Source organism: Balneola sp. EhC07 (genome assembly GCF_001650905.1).
GTDB lineage: Bacteria > Bacteroidota > Rhodothermia > Balneolales > Balneolaceae > Balneola.
The window spans coordinates 175,417-190,289 of the sequence record NZ_LXYG01000020.1 but is presented as its reverse complement, the minus strand read 5'-3'; the positions used below and the strand labels follow the sequence as shown (position 1 = coordinate 190,289).

The 14,873-nt window shown below is 35.8% G+C and carries 15 protein-coding genes; 10 read left to right on the top strand and 5 right to left on the bottom strand.

Going from position 1 to position 14,873, the window contains the following annotated elements; genetic code table 11:
* Positions 1-55: 55 nt before the first annotated feature.
* Together A8B79_RS15315 and A8B79_RS15310 are read right to left on the bottom strand one after the other, a co-directional pair.
* Positions 56-544 carry a methylglyoxal synthase gene (locus A8B79_RS15315; protein WP_235603772.1) on the bottom strand — a complete coding sequence of 163 codons (489 nt, stop codon included), beginning with the start codon at positions 542-544 and terminating at the stop codon, positions 56-58.
* Positions 545-595: 51 nt separating this feature from the next.
* Positions 596-2,443, bottom strand: coding sequence for an adenylate/guanylate cyclase domain-containing protein (locus A8B79_RS15310; RefSeq protein ID WP_066224487.1), 1,848 nt, complete (start codon positions 2,441-2,443; stop codon positions 596-598).
* A gap of 124 nt (positions 2,444-2,567) precedes the next feature.
* Between A8B79_RS15310 and ndk the strand changes: the two genes are divergently transcribed.
* On the top strand, positions 2,568-2,999 hold the full coding sequence (ndk, locus tag A8B79_RS15305; RefSeq protein ID WP_066224484.1) for a nucleoside-diphosphate kinase: 432 nt from the start codon (positions 2,568-2,570) through the stop codon (positions 2,997-2,999).
* Between the two features lie 49 nt (positions 3,000-3,048).
* Here the strand turns inward: ndk and rlmB are convergent, their stop codons facing one another.
* Positions 3,049-3,792: a 23S rRNA (guanosine(2251)-2'-O)-methyltransferase RlmB gene (gene rlmB / locus A8B79_RS15300; protein WP_066224480.1), complete on the bottom strand. Its 744-nt coding sequence runs from the start codon at positions 3,790-3,792 to the stop codon at positions 3,049-3,051.
* 68 nt (positions 3,793-3,860) lie between these two features.
* On the opposite strand from rlmB, the gene A8B79_RS15295 reads away from it, so the two are divergent.
* The 4 genes from A8B79_RS15295 to A8B79_RS15280 all read left to right on the top strand — a co-directional run bounded on the left by A8B79_RS15295 (position 3,861) and on the right by A8B79_RS15280 (position 7,298).
* Entirely contained in the window at positions 3,861-4,214 is a 354-nt protein-coding gene (locus A8B79_RS15295; RefSeq protein ID WP_066224477.1) for a hypothetical protein, read from the top strand.
* A 130-nt stretch (positions 4,215-4,344) separates the two neighbouring features.
* On the top strand, positions 4,345-5,118 hold the full coding sequence (locus A8B79_RS15290) for a glycerophosphodiester phosphodiesterase (protein ID WP_066224475.1): 774 nt from the start codon (positions 4,345-4,347) through the stop codon (positions 5,116-5,118).
* Between the two features lie 83 nt (positions 5,119-5,201).
* Positions 5,202-6,857, top strand: coding sequence for a CTP synthase (locus tag A8B79_RS15285; RefSeq protein ID WP_066224472.1), 1,656 nt, complete (start codon positions 5,202-5,204; stop codon positions 6,855-6,857).
* Positions 6,858-7,298: an NUDIX domain-containing protein gene (locus A8B79_RS15280; protein ID WP_076782626.1), complete on the top strand. Its 441-nt coding sequence runs from the start codon at positions 6,858-6,860 to the stop codon at positions 7,296-7,298. It begins immediately after the preceding gene.
* Here the strand turns inward: A8B79_RS15280 and A8B79_RS15275 are convergent.
* Positions 7,280-9,271 carry an ATP-binding protein gene (locus tag A8B79_RS15275; RefSeq protein ID WP_066224468.1) on the bottom strand — a complete coding sequence of 664 codons (1,992 nt, stop codon included), beginning with the start codon at positions 9,269-9,271 and terminating at the stop codon, positions 7,280-7,282. The genes A8B79_RS15280 and A8B79_RS15275 overlap by 19 nt on opposite strands.
* A gap of 107 nt (positions 9,272-9,378) precedes the next feature.
* Here A8B79_RS15275 and A8B79_RS15270 point away from each other — a divergent pair, with 107 nt between their 5' ends.
* The 3 genes from A8B79_RS15270 (at position 9,379) to A8B79_RS15260 (ending at position 13,062) form a co-directional block, all read left to right on the top strand.
* Entirely contained in the window at positions 9,379-11,040 is a 1,662-nt protein-coding gene (locus tag A8B79_RS15270; RefSeq protein WP_066224465.1) for an amidohydrolase, read from the top strand.
* A 106-nt stretch (positions 11,041-11,146) separates the two neighbouring features.
* Positions 11,147-11,899, top strand: coding sequence for a hypothetical protein (locus A8B79_RS15265; protein WP_235603771.1), 753 nt, complete (start codon positions 11,147-11,149; stop codon positions 11,897-11,899).
* 101 nt (positions 11,900-12,000) lie between these two features.
* The gene (locus A8B79_RS15260; RefSeq protein ID WP_066224459.1) at positions 12,001-13,062 is read left to right on the top strand and encodes a PA0069 family radical SAM protein; all 1,062 of its coding nucleotides are present in this window, start codon (positions 12,001-12,003) and stop codon (positions 13,060-13,062) included.
* A 143-nt stretch (positions 13,063-13,205) separates the two neighbouring features.
* Here A8B79_RS15260 and A8B79_RS15255 read toward each other — a convergent pair whose 3' ends face one another.
* Complete coding sequence (locus A8B79_RS15255) at positions 13,206-13,607, bottom strand: hypothetical protein (protein WP_066224456.1); 402 nt, start codon at positions 13,605-13,607, stop codon at positions 13,206-13,208.
* Positions 13,608-13,650: 43 nt separating this feature from the next.
* Between A8B79_RS15255 and A8B79_RS15250 the strand changes: the two genes are divergently transcribed.
* Together A8B79_RS15250 and pdxH are read left to right on the top strand one after the other, a co-directional pair.
* A complete protein-coding gene (locus tag A8B79_RS15250; protein ID WP_066224454.1) occupies positions 13,651-14,229 on the top strand; it encodes a thioredoxin family protein in 579 nt (192 codons plus the stop codon).
* Positions 14,229-14,873 (top strand): pyridoxamine 5'-phosphate oxidase, encoded by a 645-nt coding sequence (gene pdxH / locus A8B79_RS15245; RefSeq protein ID WP_066224451.1) that lies wholly within the window; start codon positions 14,229-14,231, stop codon positions 14,871-14,873. Before A8B79_RS15250 ends, pdxH begins: the two co-directional genes overlap by 1 nt.

The window sequence follows — 14,873 nt, the reverse complement described above, 5'->3', positions numbered from 1 at the left end:
TAAGCAGTTCTATAGCTAATTTATATTTCAATAGTGATAAATCGGAATCAAAACTTTAATCGTCTAAATCTTTCTTAAATCTTTGGCTGTAATCCACAATAAACCGCTCATAGTTGGAATTCATAAGTGGGGATGTTATCAGAAAATCCGCCGAAGATCTATTACAAGCCAAAGGAATGTTATAAACGATAGCTATTCGCTGTAATGCTTTAACATCAACATCGTGAGGTTGAGCCTGAAGAGGATCCCAAAAGAAGATCATCATATCAATTTCATTATCTACTATAGCAGTTCCAATTTGGAGATCACCACCTAAAGGACCACTTTTAAAAGTATAAACCGGTAGATTTAATTTTTGTGCAACCAAGGCCCCGGTTGTGCCTGTTCCGAATAAATTGTGATTTTTGAGAAACTCACTGTTGAATTCTGCCCAGTCCAATAGATCCATTTTTCTGTGGTCATGAGCAATCAAGGCTATATTTTTCTTTGCTTTCATATGCAAAGTAGAGTCCTTGATAGAGGGGTGATGTTTTTTAACAGGCATTTTTATTTTAATATAAAACAATGTCTGTAAACTAGCATAGAAGTACAGTGCTTAAATCACAAGTCGTAACGAAGTTCTTTCCATACTGATTTGTTTTACTTTGAAGGTTTCTTTTTCAAAACCCTTTAACTCTTTTTCACTACTTTTTATAAATAAACTCTTTCTGTTATTAGCTAAATAAAGATCCGTATCGCCAAAATTATAAAATGGTTCAGAAACCACGATTTCTTTTTCTTCGGCTACATCAACAAGTCTAGAAGCTATGTTTACCGTTGTACCGAAGTAATCAATTCGATCATTTAAATTTACAGCCGTACAATTTCCCAAATGAATACCGGCTTTGAGTTTGAAAGAATCTCCCATCGCTGTGGAAGAAGAAAATATTTGTTGAATGCGTTCTACGGCTTTCAAAGCAGATACAGGTTCTTTGAAAACAGCCATAACTGAATCGCCGATAGTTTTAACAATACCACCACGTTCCTCAGCCACTATTTGTTGAATAATTTTAAAGTGGCTCATCAATTGACCGATGGCAAATTCATCTCCTTCTTGTAGATAAAGATCGGTAGAGTTCATTAAATCCGTAAACAAGATCGTCAGATTTGAAGCAGTTACCTTTTCACCATCTTTCAGGGTTTCCTGAGCAAATAATGTTCTGAAGTCATGTGAGGAGGTTACCTCAGTGGCATAGATTGCTTCCTCACGCCAGTTCTCTTTTTCTATATAACAGATCAGATCATTATCTGAATCATTGACAATTGTCAGGTTTGGTGTAACTGATATTGTGGCTTCCTGTCCCCCCAAGTCATCATTGGTTATATAAATAGTAGCTGCATCATCAATATCTTTTCTGAGATGAAGTTTCAAAAACCCTTCATTAGCAGAGGTTTTAAAGAGATAGGTTCCTTCCTCAAGGTTTATATTTAAGTATTTTTGTTGGCCGGGCTTAAGGTAATGCTGTGTAACTCTTTGTGGTGTATTCTGAGGCCCGCCATAACAATAAGTACTGTTGGAAATTTTACGAACAAGCGGGTTAGGATTAAAGACAAGATGGAGATTTTCGTTAAAATCAATAGAATAACTGGAGTCACATTCGTCGCAGTGAAGATCTGAGTGTATATCTCTCATTCTTCTAAAGCTTTGTCTTGTACTTTTGCAATTCGGGCAAAATACATCCCATCTGAAATCCAGTAATCCAAGTTTTGCTGCGTTTAGAAAAACGTTAAGCACAGAATATTTTTTTTCACCCCAATATTCAGCTAAGGTATACGGATGAATTGTTTTTAGATCTTCATCTTCAGCGCGAAGCATATAGCTGATTAAATGATTAATAATACGTTGTCGGCGGGTTTTTTCCTGAAGTTCCTGTTCAATTTCAGAAATTTTGTTTTTAGCTCTTCTGTTTAGCCGGGCTTTTGGATTATACTCATAAGGAAATGCTTCCGTAAAAGCAGATCGGTCACATTCCTGTACAAAGTTGTACACTTTTCTTTTAACAATTCTTTCAATGTATTGAACAAGGAAATATCTGATAAATTTTCTGGAAGTAGTGAACTTTAAGTCTATAATAAGTTTGGTTCCTGATTCATCCGGAATCAAATTTACGGTAAAGTTTAAATTTTTTATAAGACTTGCTTTGTACTGTCTGGATGTTCCAAATCTAAATGGCTTTTCCCACGAATACGGTTGTTCCACCCAAGCGTAACCGGTATTCATTTTAGTAGAAGTTAGTTCCAGAAATCCTTTTTTAGTATCAGTAAGAAAAGACTCTTTGCGAACAGAGAACTGACCTGCTTTTTTTAAAAATTTATTTGTGTCAGAAATAAAAGGCCATAATTGTGTTGGAGTAGCTTTTAAGCTGAAATTCCAACTAAAACTATGTTCGTAATCATTTTGCATAAATATTGTATTGCTCGCCCTTTATATTCGACAATTAATGTGCGAAATCTTATCTTTAAATACCATTTTGAAGAGGGATTTTCAAAAGGGTTGTTACAAAAAAATTAATTTCAGAAAAAATATAATGGCATTAGAAAGAACGTTGACGATTTTGAAACCTGATTGTGTTCGTAAAGAACTTATCGGCGAAGTTACTAAAAGAATTCAGGAAGCAGGGTTCAAAATTTTAGCAATGAAAATGACAAGACTAACTGCTGATACTGCAGGAGGATTTTATGCAGTTCACAAAGAAAGACCATTCTATGGTGAGTTGTGTGAATTTATGAGTAGCGGTGCTTGTGTTCCTATGATCTTAGAAAAAGAAAATGCAGTTGCTGATTTCAGAACTTTAATTGGTGCTACCAATCCTGAAGAAGCAGATAAAGGAACAATAAGAGCAGAATTTGCAGACAGCCTTGGAGAAAATATTATTCATGGATCTGATTCTGTAGAAAATGGAAAAATAGAAGCTGCATATTTTTTCGCTGAATCTGAAGTGGTTGCAAATGTAGCCTAATCAAATTCAGGTTTAAGTTAAAAGCAGGCTTTTTTAAAGCCTGCTTTTTTTATATGCGCTTTCTGGCCCACTCGTAACAGATTAAAGCTGCAGAAACGGAAGCATTCAAAGATTCTACATTATTAACCATCGGTATTCTAAGTGTTTCGGATGTTTTCTTTAAAGTTTTTCGGTCTATTCCTTCGCCTTCATTCCCAATCAGAAAAGCGGTAGGTGTATTAAATTCAGCCTCCCAAAAAGATCTTTTAGAATCCCCATCTAAACCAAAAATCTTAAATCCTGCAAGTTCCAAGTCTTTAATTCCTTGGTTAATATCATGAACTCTGATGATAGGTATTCTTCCGGCAGTTCCTGAAGAAGTCTTAAATACAGTTGCATTAACGGGTGCTTGTTTTTGAGTAGGTACAAGCACAGCAGAAATACCTGCAGCAACGGCACTTCTGAGAATAGCACCAAAATTATATGGATCTTCTATACCATCCAAAAGAACAACAGCAGGATTTGATTTTAAATCTAACTCTGAGACCCAATCAAAGAAGTTGGTGTAAGATATTTGACTTAATAATGCAACAATCCCCTGATCATTTACTCTTCCTACTAGATTCTGGATTTTAATTTGGGGAACCTTGGAAACCGGAATCGAGTTTTTTGAAATTAAATCAGCTAAGCCGTCAATGGAATTAAGTTGAATAGAGTTTTTAATAAAAACTTTTTCAACCTCATTAGGCCGATTGATTAGCGCTTCAATTATTGGATTACGACCGTAGATGTAAATATTATCGGTTTTACTCATTTTTATTTTTTTGTTCGCGCTGATTTATTAGATTAGTTAAAGTAAAGTGGTTAGTAAAAGGTAAGGACATGAACAAAGAAGAAAAAGAAATGAATTCTTTACTGGGAAAGGATTCTGAGAAAGAGTTAGATATAAAATTGAATAGACAATTTAAATCATTTTCTTCTAAAAATGATTTTGCTCCTTTCAATGGTTTCCAGATAATTTCTGCATTCATTCAAATCTTATTGGGTACAACGGTGGTAGCGCTTTCAATACTGGAACTAATACAACCTGTGTGGTTGGCAACAGTTGTAAGCTTATTAGGTTGTGTTTCAATAATTTCAGGTTTGATTTTATCTTACTCGACATTCTCAAGTTCCGGCAGTTTTAATTCATTGATCAATAAAGCAATAAAGAGAGTGATAACGTTTCAGAATTAACTTTTCTGAACTAAGTTATCTTAACTTGATTAAACGAACTATGTCCGTTTTTCTGTAAGTTGTAGTTACGTTTAGCCTCCGAAATTAGTTTATTGGAAGGGTTAATTATTCTTGTATTGATCCCTAAAGAATGAACTTTTCTAAAAAAAGATTTTATACAATAGCTCATAGAGGCGCAAGCTGGTATTATCCTGAAAATACGATGTCTGCTTTTAAAGCTGCAGTAGATATGAACGCAGATATGATTGAGCTGGATGTTTTACTTTCCAAAGATAACATACCGGTTGTGTTTCATGATGAAAGACTGGATAAAAAAACCAATGGGAGTGGATTCGTTTTAGATCACACACTTTCAGATTTGAAGAAGCTTGATGTCGGGTCCTGGTTTGATACAAAATTTAAAAATGAAGGAATTCCTACGTTAAGAGAAGTTCTTGAGTTTTCAAGAAATAGAATATTAGTAAACATTGAAATCAAACCGGAAGTAGTAACAGAGAACGAAGAATCCGGGATTGTTGAGTTAGTGTTAAATTTAGTTGAAGAGCTGGGTATGGAAGAAGTAGTAATGATCTCCAGCTTTGATTACAGAGTATTAGAAAGGCTAAGTAAGAGAGAAACTAACATTAAAAGTGCATTACTATACGAACGAGTTCAATCTCATGGAAGAGAACCTTCACGCCTTGCGAAGGATTATAATATTGATGCTTTTAATTGTAGCCGTGAGCAGCTAACAGATAACTGGGTATTACAGTTGAATAATAATAAAATACCGTTCTTCATATATACAGTTAATGATGAACTTACAATGAAGTCTCTCATACAAGTTGGCGCAAAAGGTATTTTTACTGATAAACCGGATGTGCTGAATAAAGTAGTTGAAGAAGTAATAAAGAATGCAGTATAAATTTAAATTTCTTTGAAAGTTAAATTGAATAGGGCACATTAGAATACTATCTTTTCCATCCATCAACTTCACTCAAATTTCGCATGTCTACTAAGTATATTTTTGTAACCGGAGGGGTTGCATCATCTCTGGGTAAAGGAATAATTTGTGCCTCATTGGGGCGATTACTGGTCGCTCAGGGTTTAAAGGTCACAGTTCAAAAACTTGATCCATACATAAATGTAGATCCGGGTACTATGAATCCTTACGAACATGGTGAGGTGTATGTAACCGATGACGGAGCTGAGACAGATCTTGATTTAGGCCACTACGAGAGATTTTTAGATATACAGACCTCTCAGTCGAACAATGTTACTACTGGTAGAATTTACAATGACGTAATTACTAAAGAGAGACAAGGTGCTTATCTAGGAAAAACAGTGCAGGTAATTCCTCACATTACTGATGAAATACAATCTCACGTATTAGAGCTTGGTAAATCAGGGCATTATGATGTTGTAATTGTTGAGATCGGTGGCACAGTAGGTGACATTGAAAGTTTACCATACATCGAAGCTGTTCGCCAACTTAAGTATAATGTTGGTAGAAAGAATACACTGTCTATCCACTTAACTTTAGTACCATTTTTAGCTGCTGCGGGTGAATTAAAAACAAAACCAACTCAGCATTCTGTAAAAACTCTTTCAGAAAGTGGTTTGCAGCCTGATATTATTGTGTGCAGATCAGAATACTCGTTGGATAATTCAATCAGAAGTAAAGTAGCACGTTTTTGTAATGTAGATCTGGAAGATGTTATTGCTTCTCTTGACGCCAAAAGTATTTATGAAGTTCCTCTTCTTATGAAGGAAGAAGGTTTGGATAAGAGAGTCATTGAAAAGCTTCAACTGGAAACAAAAGATTATAATCTTGATAACTGGATTGGCTTTGTTGAGGCAGTAACAGCACCGTCAGGGTCTGTTGAAATTGCACTGGTTGGAAAATATGTTGAGCATCATGATTCTTACAAATCAATTGTAGAAGCGTTTATACATGGTGGAGCGGTAAATGACTGTAAGGTTAAAATTAGATGGGTTCAATCAGATGATCTCACAAAAGAAAATGTTTCCGAAAAACTAGATGGCATTTCCGGAGTATTAGTTGCTCCAGGTTTTGGTGGAAGAGGAATTGATGGGAAACTAGCTGCAGTTGAATACGCTAGAATCAATAAGATTCCTTTCTTTGGGATTTGTTTAGGAATGCAATGTGCAGTTATAGAATATGCTAAAAATGTTTGTGGCTGGGATGATGCAAACAGTACTGAATTTGAAGAAGGATGCGAATACCCGATTATTGATATCATGCATGATCAAAAGGATATCGAAAATATGGGAGGAACAATGCGGCTGGGTAAATATGCTTGTAAGCTGGACAAAGATTCGAAAGCATATAAAGCCTATGGTGAAGAACTCGTTTTTGAACGTCACCGACACCGCTATGAAGTAAACAACAATTTAAGATATAAGCTTGTTGAAGGAGGTCTCTCTTTAGTAGGAATGAATCCTGAACGAGATTTAGTAGAAATAGTTGAAATTCCTGATCATCCTTGGTTTGTTGGAGTGCAATTTCACCCAGAGCTTAAGAGCACAGTGAATAATCCTCAGCCCTTATTTGTAGATTTTGTAAAGGCAAGTTTGAAATATGCTAAAGCAAATGAGCTTTACAGCCCGATAAAAAAAACCAAGAGAAAAGTAGCAAAATAGTTGTCATCCTATAAAGGTAAGTTAAGGTTAAGAAGTTGCGGATTGCTCGTAAAGGGAAATTCGATACTACTTGTTCAACTTTTGTCACCAATTACCAATGAGTTGACATGGATGCCGCCGGGTGGTGGTTTGGAATTTGGAGAAACCTTGGAAGAAACACTGAAGAGGGAGTTTCTCGAAGAAACAGGATTGCATGTAAAAGCAAAAAGTCTGATGCATGTGAATGAAGTGATCAAAGGCCAATTCCACGCTATTGAATTGTTTTACAAAGTAGAATATTTGTCCGGGAAATTACAAACCGGAACCGACCCGGAATTAAGTGAGAGCTCTCAAATTATTAAAGATGTAGCTTTTAAGAACAAAAATGAACTTAAGGATTTAAAAGTAGTTCCTGAATATTTGAAAGAAGAATTTTGGACTGATTACGAATCAAGTTTATAGTCAGTAACAGGAAGAGTGAAATGAAAGGTTGTGCCTTGCCCAAAATCACTTTCAACCCAAATTTTTCCGCCATTTTTTTCAATGAATTCCTTACAGAGCATTAGCCCCAATCCTGTGCCGGCTTCGTTACGGGTGCCATTTGTTGAATAGAAAGAACTTGTAAATAGCAATCCGATTTTATTTTCAGGGATTCCCGTGCCTGTATCTTTAACAGAAAAAGTAATAAAGTCCGGTTTTGATTCAGAATAAATTGTTACCTCGTCTTTTTTATCACAGTATTTGAGAGCATTAGAAAGCAGATTGAGAATTACCAAATCAATCATGTTTTTGTCGGCAAAAACGGACAGAGAGTTTTCATCTTTAATAACAACTGATATTTCTTTTTCCTTAAATCGGTGAGATAACAATTCAATATTAGTTCTAACTAACTCATTTACATCGAATTTAGTTGGAACTATTTTATACCCTTGCATCTGGCTTTTTGACCAATTCAATAAGTTATTTAAGAGTGTTGATGTGTGTTTAAATTGTGAAACCAGTTCAGGAATGAGGCGCTCTAATTCTTTTTTGTCCGCTACTTTCATTTCCAATAGCGTCACTAATCCGTAAAGCGAACTCAAAGGATTTCTAAGGTCATGAGCGATAATTGAAAATAATTGATTTTTGATCTTGTTAGTCTCTTCAAGATCTTTATTTAAACTTTCAAGACGGAGATTCGCTTTCTCTTTATTCTTCTTACTACTATAAAAAACAAATATGAATACTAAACTAATCAGAAAAAAAGAAGTAACCCCACTAAGGACTATTCTTTGGTTTTTAAGTTTTACACTTTGTTCTCTTCTGAGTTCTTCTTCTTTTCTTTCAAAATTGTATTCCGCCTCTTTAACCTGAATTTCCTGATTTCTCTGATTAATATTCAGGCTATCGTTCAGCGCCCTGTTTTTTATAGAATATTCAAAAGCTTTTTTATAATCGCCTTGTTCTTTATAAATGTCTGCAAGGAGGCTAACAACAGAGTTTAATTCCGAAAGTGTTTGAGTTTTTTCTCCGATTCTTTCTGATTGTAGAGCTATCTCTTTTGCTTGATCAAGTTTCCCCGTTTTATAATAAACTTCAGCAATACCATTTAATGGATTCATAGTTTGGGCTTCATTTTCCAGAATCGAAAAATAGTCAAGGGATCTGTTGAAATAAGTAAGAGCTTGCTGATAATCCTTTTTTTGAGTGTAAAGATCGCCTAGTTTGAAACTGGAAATTGCTTTGGCTCTTACTTCAATAGCGTCATCTCCGAAATCAAAAACATCCAAAAAGTAATTTTCGGCTTTTTCCAGATCATTTAATCCAAAATAGATAAACCCGAAATTAACTTTAGTGGTAACTCTAAGCGCTTTACTTCCGGCCGCAATATTCATATTACTGAAAACTTCTAATGCGGACTCAAAATTTCCAAGTCGTATATAAAGTGCACCCAAATTGTTAGCTACAGTATTCAGTTTTTCAAATGAATTTAGTGGAGCAAAGATTTCACGAGCTCTTAAATAATACTCTATACCTGATCTGTAAAGACCAAGGGAACCATAGCAATTACCAACTGCCAGAAAAAGATTCGCAAGGTGATATCCTTCTTCTTCATAATTCTGATTTACAAGTGGAAGTCCTCTTTCTATTCCTGAATAGTAGGCACCTTTGGTAAAATCAGCATTAATTAAACTTGCATTGCCTGCCAGTATTCCATCAGTGTATTTGAGAGAGTCAGATAGGGTAATCAGTTTTGTAGCATAAAAAACAGAGCTGTCAACATTTATGTTTTGATAGTACTCAAGAATTTCAATAAGCGTATTAGCCAGTTCTAGGCCATTCTGGCTTTTAAGTTGAGTATCTAAACTATCAATATTTGAGACAGTAAAAGGTTCCGCAATTGAGTTAGTGGTCCCGGTAAAAAAAAGTATGAAGATAAATATTCGAAATCCCATAAAAGCCGTAGCAAAGTAAAGTTTAGTTATTGTAAAAGCTTTAAATTTGATTTAAGGAAACGATTACCAATACCTATATTACGTTAAATATTTTAATAAAAATCCATATGAAGTATACACAAATACTATTGATAACTATAGCAACAATTCTTCTTGCATGTAGTCCGACAGATGAAACATTACTAATCGAAAATATTAACGGATACACAATTATCGGTGATGAGTTGGTCGAATTTAAATCCGTTGCAATAAAAAATGGTAAGTTCATAGAAACCAGCAATGTTTCTCTTGGAGATGAATTTCCGAATGCAAAAGTGATCGATGGAAATGGGAAGACATTATTACCTGGATTGATAGACGCACACGGGCACGTGATGGGATTAGGTTTCCAGCAATTAAATGTAAATTTAATGGGAATCAATTCACTTGAAGCGACTTTAGATACTTTAAAAAATTATGCGGAAGCAAATCCGGATTTGGAATGGATTCAAGGCAGGGGTTGGAATCAAACTCTGTGGGAAGAGAATAAATTTCCAACAGCAGAAGACATTGATAAAGTCATTTCAGACCGTCCGGTTTGGTTAAGCAGAGTTGATGGGCATGCAGGATGGGGAAATAGTATGGCATTAAGAATGGCAGGAATAAGCAAAGACACTCCTGATCCACAAGGAGGAAAGGTAATAAGAGATGGTAGCGGGAATGCCACAGGGGTATTCATAGATGCTGCACAAGGTTTTGTAGAATCCGAAATTCCGGCTCCAACAGAAAAAGAACAGCGATTAGCTTTGGAAAAAGCATACGCGCAAATGGCTAAAATGGGTATAACTTCCGTCCATGATGCAGGTGTAGGGGTTAAGGCCTGGAATCTTTATAAAGAATTCAATGATCAGGATATGGCGAAGACCAGAATCTATGGTATGATCTCAGGCTCCGGCAATACATTTGACGAGCTTTCAAAAAATGGTCCAATAGAATCTTATGCTGATGATATGTTAGCTTTAAGAAGCGTTAAACTTTATTCTGATGGGGCTTTGGGTAGCAGAGGAGCAGCTATGTTACAACCTTATTCTGATGATCCGGGCAATGTAGGCTTATTATTTATGGAACAAGAGGAAATGGATGCTGCAGTTTCAAAAGTTGTAGGTAAAGGCTTTCAAGCAAATATTCATGCAATTGGAGATGCCGGAAACAGACAAGTTTTAGATGCACTCGAAAAAGCGCAGAATGAACACGGTGATCAAGGATTAAGAAACAGAGTTGAACATGCTCAGATAGTAGCACTGGATGATATTCCAAGATTCAAGGAACTGGATCTTATTGCTTCTATGCAACCAACCCACGCAACAAGTGATATGAATATGGCCGAAGACCGGGTTGGTCCGCAAAGGATAAAAGGTGGTTATGCATGGAAAACATTTTTGGAGCAAGGAACTGTAGTAGCAGCGGGTTCTGATTTTCCTGTTGAGCATTCCAATCCATTTTTCGGATTGTATTCTGGAGTTACAAGAATGGATCACAGTGGAAATCCTGATGGAGGCTGGTATCCAAACGAATCTTTAACCAGAGAAGAAGCGCTTCGTGCATTTACTCTTGATGCTGCCTATGCAGGCCATCAGGAAGATGTTTTGGGATCAATTGAAGAAGGAAAATGGGCTGATTTTATTTTGATTGATCAGGATTATTTTTCAGTTCCGGCAAGTGATATTTGGGAAATAAAAGTCCTGGAAACCTGGGTTGCAGGTAAAAAAGTATACTCTGCAGATAAATAGAATTCGGAACAAATGTCAGGTCTTTAGATTTAAGTAAGAAACTTGAACAAAACGACTTGAAATGAATTTTCGAAGCTTTAAATCCTTAACAGCTATAATACTGATTATGGCTGTTTTTATATCATGTAGTGATTCTAATAATACAAATGAAATCACACCTGAGATCCCATCGGCAGAAACGATGGCAATAGATCTGTCAGATTTTAACAACAATAGTAATTCTAAGTTAAAAGCTGGTTCAAATTTTAACGCCGCTCTTTTCAGAGCAGGAATCGCTAAGCTTATCGTTGATGCAAACCTGATTATCCCGAAGGTTTTGATTACAGCTGCTCAGAATAAGGATCCTGAAGTAGTAGCCGAAGGAGAATATCAGTGGATGTATACAGCTGAAAATGAAGACAAAGATTTTTCAGTTTTATTAACAGCGGAAGTGGATTCTGAAGATGAAGTTGAATGGAATTTTTTCGTAACAACCTCGGCTACTGATCCCCCTCTAAACAACTTCCTTCTATTTTCAGGAGAAGCTGAGTACGATGGATCTGAAGGTGAATGGACGTATTATGATGCTCAGGAAGAAGGAGCTGTTTCCGAAATAGAATGGGACATAGATAATGACGGAAGTATTGACTTAGATTTTTCAGTACTAAGCGACCGTAATGGAAATATGGGTAGCGAAATTGATTACGATTTCGACGGCGCCATAAAAACTATAGTCTATGTAGACGGCTCTAATGGAAATACTACAACTATAGAGTTTAATACAGAGACGAAAGTCGGGTTTATTATTTCACCAAATTACAATGAAGGAGTAAAATCATGCTGGGATGAGAACCTGGAAGATGCTCCTTGTGCTGATTAATTCTTGGTTAAACAGATCAAAGTCCGTGCTTAATTTAAGTACGGACTTTTTTTTGTATTTATATCAGAATGAAGTAGTTTATATGTATAAAATATGTGTACATGAAACAGCTTCATCAAAATATAAAGGGAAGGGGTTCTTCAGATAATCCGGTCAACAGATTTGAAGGAAACTATATTGATTACAATTTGGATGAGGAAACCGGCGAAAAACCTAATCCGAAAACAAAGCTTATCAGAGATCATACCAAGGAGATCATTTCCTACAATACCAGTCCTGACATACCTTTCAATGCCGGATTAAATGTCTACAGAGGTTGCGAGCATGGTTGCATCTACTGTTATGCCCGACCTTTCCATGAATATTTAGGTTTTTCTGTTGGATTGGATTTTGAAACCAAGATCATGGTTAAATATAAAGCTCCTGAATTATTGAGGAAGACATTTAATTCTCCTAAATGGAAACCTCAGGTCATAGCTATGAGCGGAATTACAGATTGCTATCAACCTATTGAAAGGAAATTGTTGATCACTAGAAAATGTCTTGAAGTATTAGCTGAATTTAGAAATCCGGTTGGCATAATTACTAAAAACCACTTGATCACGAGGGATATAGATCTGTTAAAAGAGTTAAACGAGTATAATTGTGTGAGCACGACTATATCGGTGACTTCCTTAGATAATAAAATTACGGAAGTAATGGAGCCGAGAACATCTCGTCCATACAGAAGACTAAAAGCCATAGAAAAACTTGCCAACGCCGGAATTCCTGTTGGGGTAAATGTAGCTCCAATTATACAGGGATTAACAGATCATGAATGTGCCGATATTTTAAAGTCGGCTGCGGATGCAGGAGCAACAAGAGCAAGTTTTATTATTGTAAGGTTACCATTTAAGGTGAAGGATCTATTCGAAGAATGGCTACAGCAAAACTTTCCGGACAGAAAGGATAAGGTTTTAAATAAGATCAAGGATATGAGAGGTGGGAAATTATATGAAGCAGAGTTTGGGAAAAGAATGAGAGGGGAAGGTAATTTTGCTAACCAGATAAGGGATCTTTTTAAAGTTCAAACCAAACGATTGGGATTGAATAATGATCATGTCAGGCTTACTACTGAGCATTTTATAAGTAGTTCAGGCAAGCAATTGCAACTATTTACATAATTTGGGTAGATACCTTATTTGGATTTGAAACTTTATAGTTTTTACTCAGTCTATATTAATGTAGTACTCCGATATCCTAACTAAAAAGAAAAAGATAGTAGAACTCATTTTCATAAAAGCTAAGGATATCGGATTTTTTATGTCTAAGATTTTGCTAGCTGAATTTTCTTTTCTTCAGGATAGTAAATTAGTTGTAAGTTCATCTCTTCATCTTCATCAAAAAAAGAAATTTTGGTCTCTTTCATTAACTCGATATCGTCAATTTCTGAGGGCTTGATTTGAAGAGGTTCAAAAGTTGAAACATCGGCCGCAAGCATGGTTTTTAATTCCTGATTGAGGAAATCCATATACTCGATTTTCAAGGATCCTGATTTAGCAAACGTAATTATAAGGGAGTATGCTACCGAACCTGAATAATGTAATCGTTCTCCAACGTCTTCTGAAAGTTTCTTAACATCTATTTGGCGAGCAAAAAAATAGAATTTGAGAGCTTTCTCAAACAAAATTTTGTCTCTATCATTTAATATCTTAGTAGTAGGCTTCATCGTAGTCTATAATTTTAACAAAGGTAATTAAGGATTTAATAACATGTCAGCTACTTTGTCAACAATGTTGGAAATTGGAACTAAAGCACCATCTTTTGAACTGCCGGATACGGATGGAAGTAAAGTTTCTTTAAATGATCTCAAGTTCGATAAAGGCGTATTAGTGATGTTTATTTGTAATCACTGCCCCTATGTTAAACACTTAAATGAAGGTTTGGTCGAGTTTGCGAATGAGTACAAACAAAAAGGGATCGAGTGTATCGCAATAAGTTCAAACGATGTTGAAAATTATCCTCAGGATTCTCCGGACTTAATGAAAGAACTTTCTGATAAACACAATTTTCCTTTTCCTTACTTGTATGATGAAACTCAGGAAGTGGCAAAAGATTATAAAGCTGCTTGTACTCCGGATTTCTTTCTGTTTGATAGAGATCTGAAATTATTTTATCGAGGTCAGTTTGATGATAGCAGACCCGGAAACGGAAAGCCTGTAACAGGAAATGACATGAGAGCAGCAACAAATTCATTGATAGAAGGAGAGGAGAATTTTGAGCCACAAATACCGAGTATGGGATGTAATATAAAATGGAAAAGCGGTAATGAACCGGAGTACTTTAAATAATGGATAATAAACATATTCAAAAATTGAGGGAGGATTACTCCCTGAGCACTTTAGACGAGAATGATGTGCATGTTGATCCAATTCAACAATTTAAAATTTGGTTGGATGAATCATTAAAGGCGATGTTACCGGAGCCAAATGCAATGACGCTTTCTACAGTGGATAGTGACCAAAAACCGCATTCCAGAATTGTACTTTTGAAAGGGATAGAGAAGAATGGCTTTATCTTTTATACGAATTATAAAAGTGACAAAGGGAGAGATATAGAAAGTAATCCCAATGTATCTATATGCTTTTTATGGAAAGAATTGGAGCGTCAGGTTCGTATAGAAGGGGTTGCAAAAAAAATCAGCTCAGAGGCTAGTGAAGAATATTTTGTTTCTCGGCCGGTTAAAAGCCAGATAGGTGCTTTGGCTTCTGAACAAAGTTCTGTAATTGAGAACAGAGCAATTTTGGAGGAAAAGTTTGAAGCGCTTACTAAATTATATTCGACAGGACATGTACCCATGCCGGATCACTGGGGTGGTTATGTTGTAGAGCCAACATCAATTGAGTTTTGGCAGGGACGGCGCAGCAGACTACATGACAGAATTAAGTATGAGAAGGAAAAGAAGAATTGGATCATTAAAAGATTAGCTCCCTGA

Bases quoted from the DNA above. Each gene is read 5' to 3' on its own strand.
- A8B79_RS15315 (WP_235603772.1), bottom strand. From the start codon at position 544: ATGCCTGTTAAAAAACATCACCCCTCTATCAAGGACTCTACTTTGCAT.
- A8B79_RS15310 (WP_066224487.1), bottom strand. From the start codon at position 2,443: ATGCAAAATGATTACGAACATAGTTTTAGTTGGAATTTCAGCTTAAAA.
- ndk (WP_066224484.1), top strand. From the start codon at position 2,568: ATGGCATTAGAAAGAACGTTGACGATTTTGAAACCTGATTGTGTTCGT.
- rlmB (WP_066224480.1), bottom strand. From the start codon at position 3,792: ATGAGTAAAACCGATAATATTTACATCTACGGTCGTAATCCAATAATT.
- A8B79_RS15295 (WP_066224477.1), top strand. From the start codon at position 3,861: ATGAACAAAGAAGAAAAAGAAATGAATTCTTTACTGGGAAAGGATTCT.
- A8B79_RS15290 (WP_066224475.1), top strand. From the start codon at position 4,345: ATGAACTTTTCTAAAAAAAGATTTTATACAATAGCTCATAGAGGCGCA.
- A8B79_RS15285 (WP_066224472.1), top strand. From the start codon at position 5,202: ATGTCTACTAAGTATATTTTTGTAACCGGAGGGGTTGCATCATCTCTG.
- A8B79_RS15275 (WP_066224468.1), bottom strand. From the start codon at position 9,271: ATGGGATTTCGAATATTTATCTTCATACTTTTTTTTACCGGGACCACT.
- A8B79_RS15270 (WP_066224465.1), top strand. From the start codon at position 9,379: ATGAAGTATACACAAATACTATTGATAACTATAGCAACAATTCTTCTT.
- A8B79_RS15265 (WP_235603771.1), top strand. From the start codon at position 11,147: ATGGCTGTTTTTATATCATGTAGTGATTCTAATAATACAAATGAAATC.
- A8B79_RS15260 (WP_066224459.1), top strand. From the start codon at position 12,001: ATGAAACAGCTTCATCAAAATATAAAGGGAAGGGGTTCTTCAGATAAT.
- A8B79_RS15255 (WP_066224456.1), bottom strand. From the start codon at position 13,607: ATGAAGCCTACTACTAAGATATTAAATGATAGAGACAAAATTTTGTTT.
- A8B79_RS15250 (WP_066224454.1), top strand. From the start codon at position 13,651: ATGTCAGCTACTTTGTCAACAATGTTGGAAATTGGAACTAAAGCACCA.
- pdxH (WP_066224451.1), top strand. From the start codon at position 14,229: ATGGATAATAAACATATTCAAAAATTGAGGGAGGATTACTCCCTGAGC.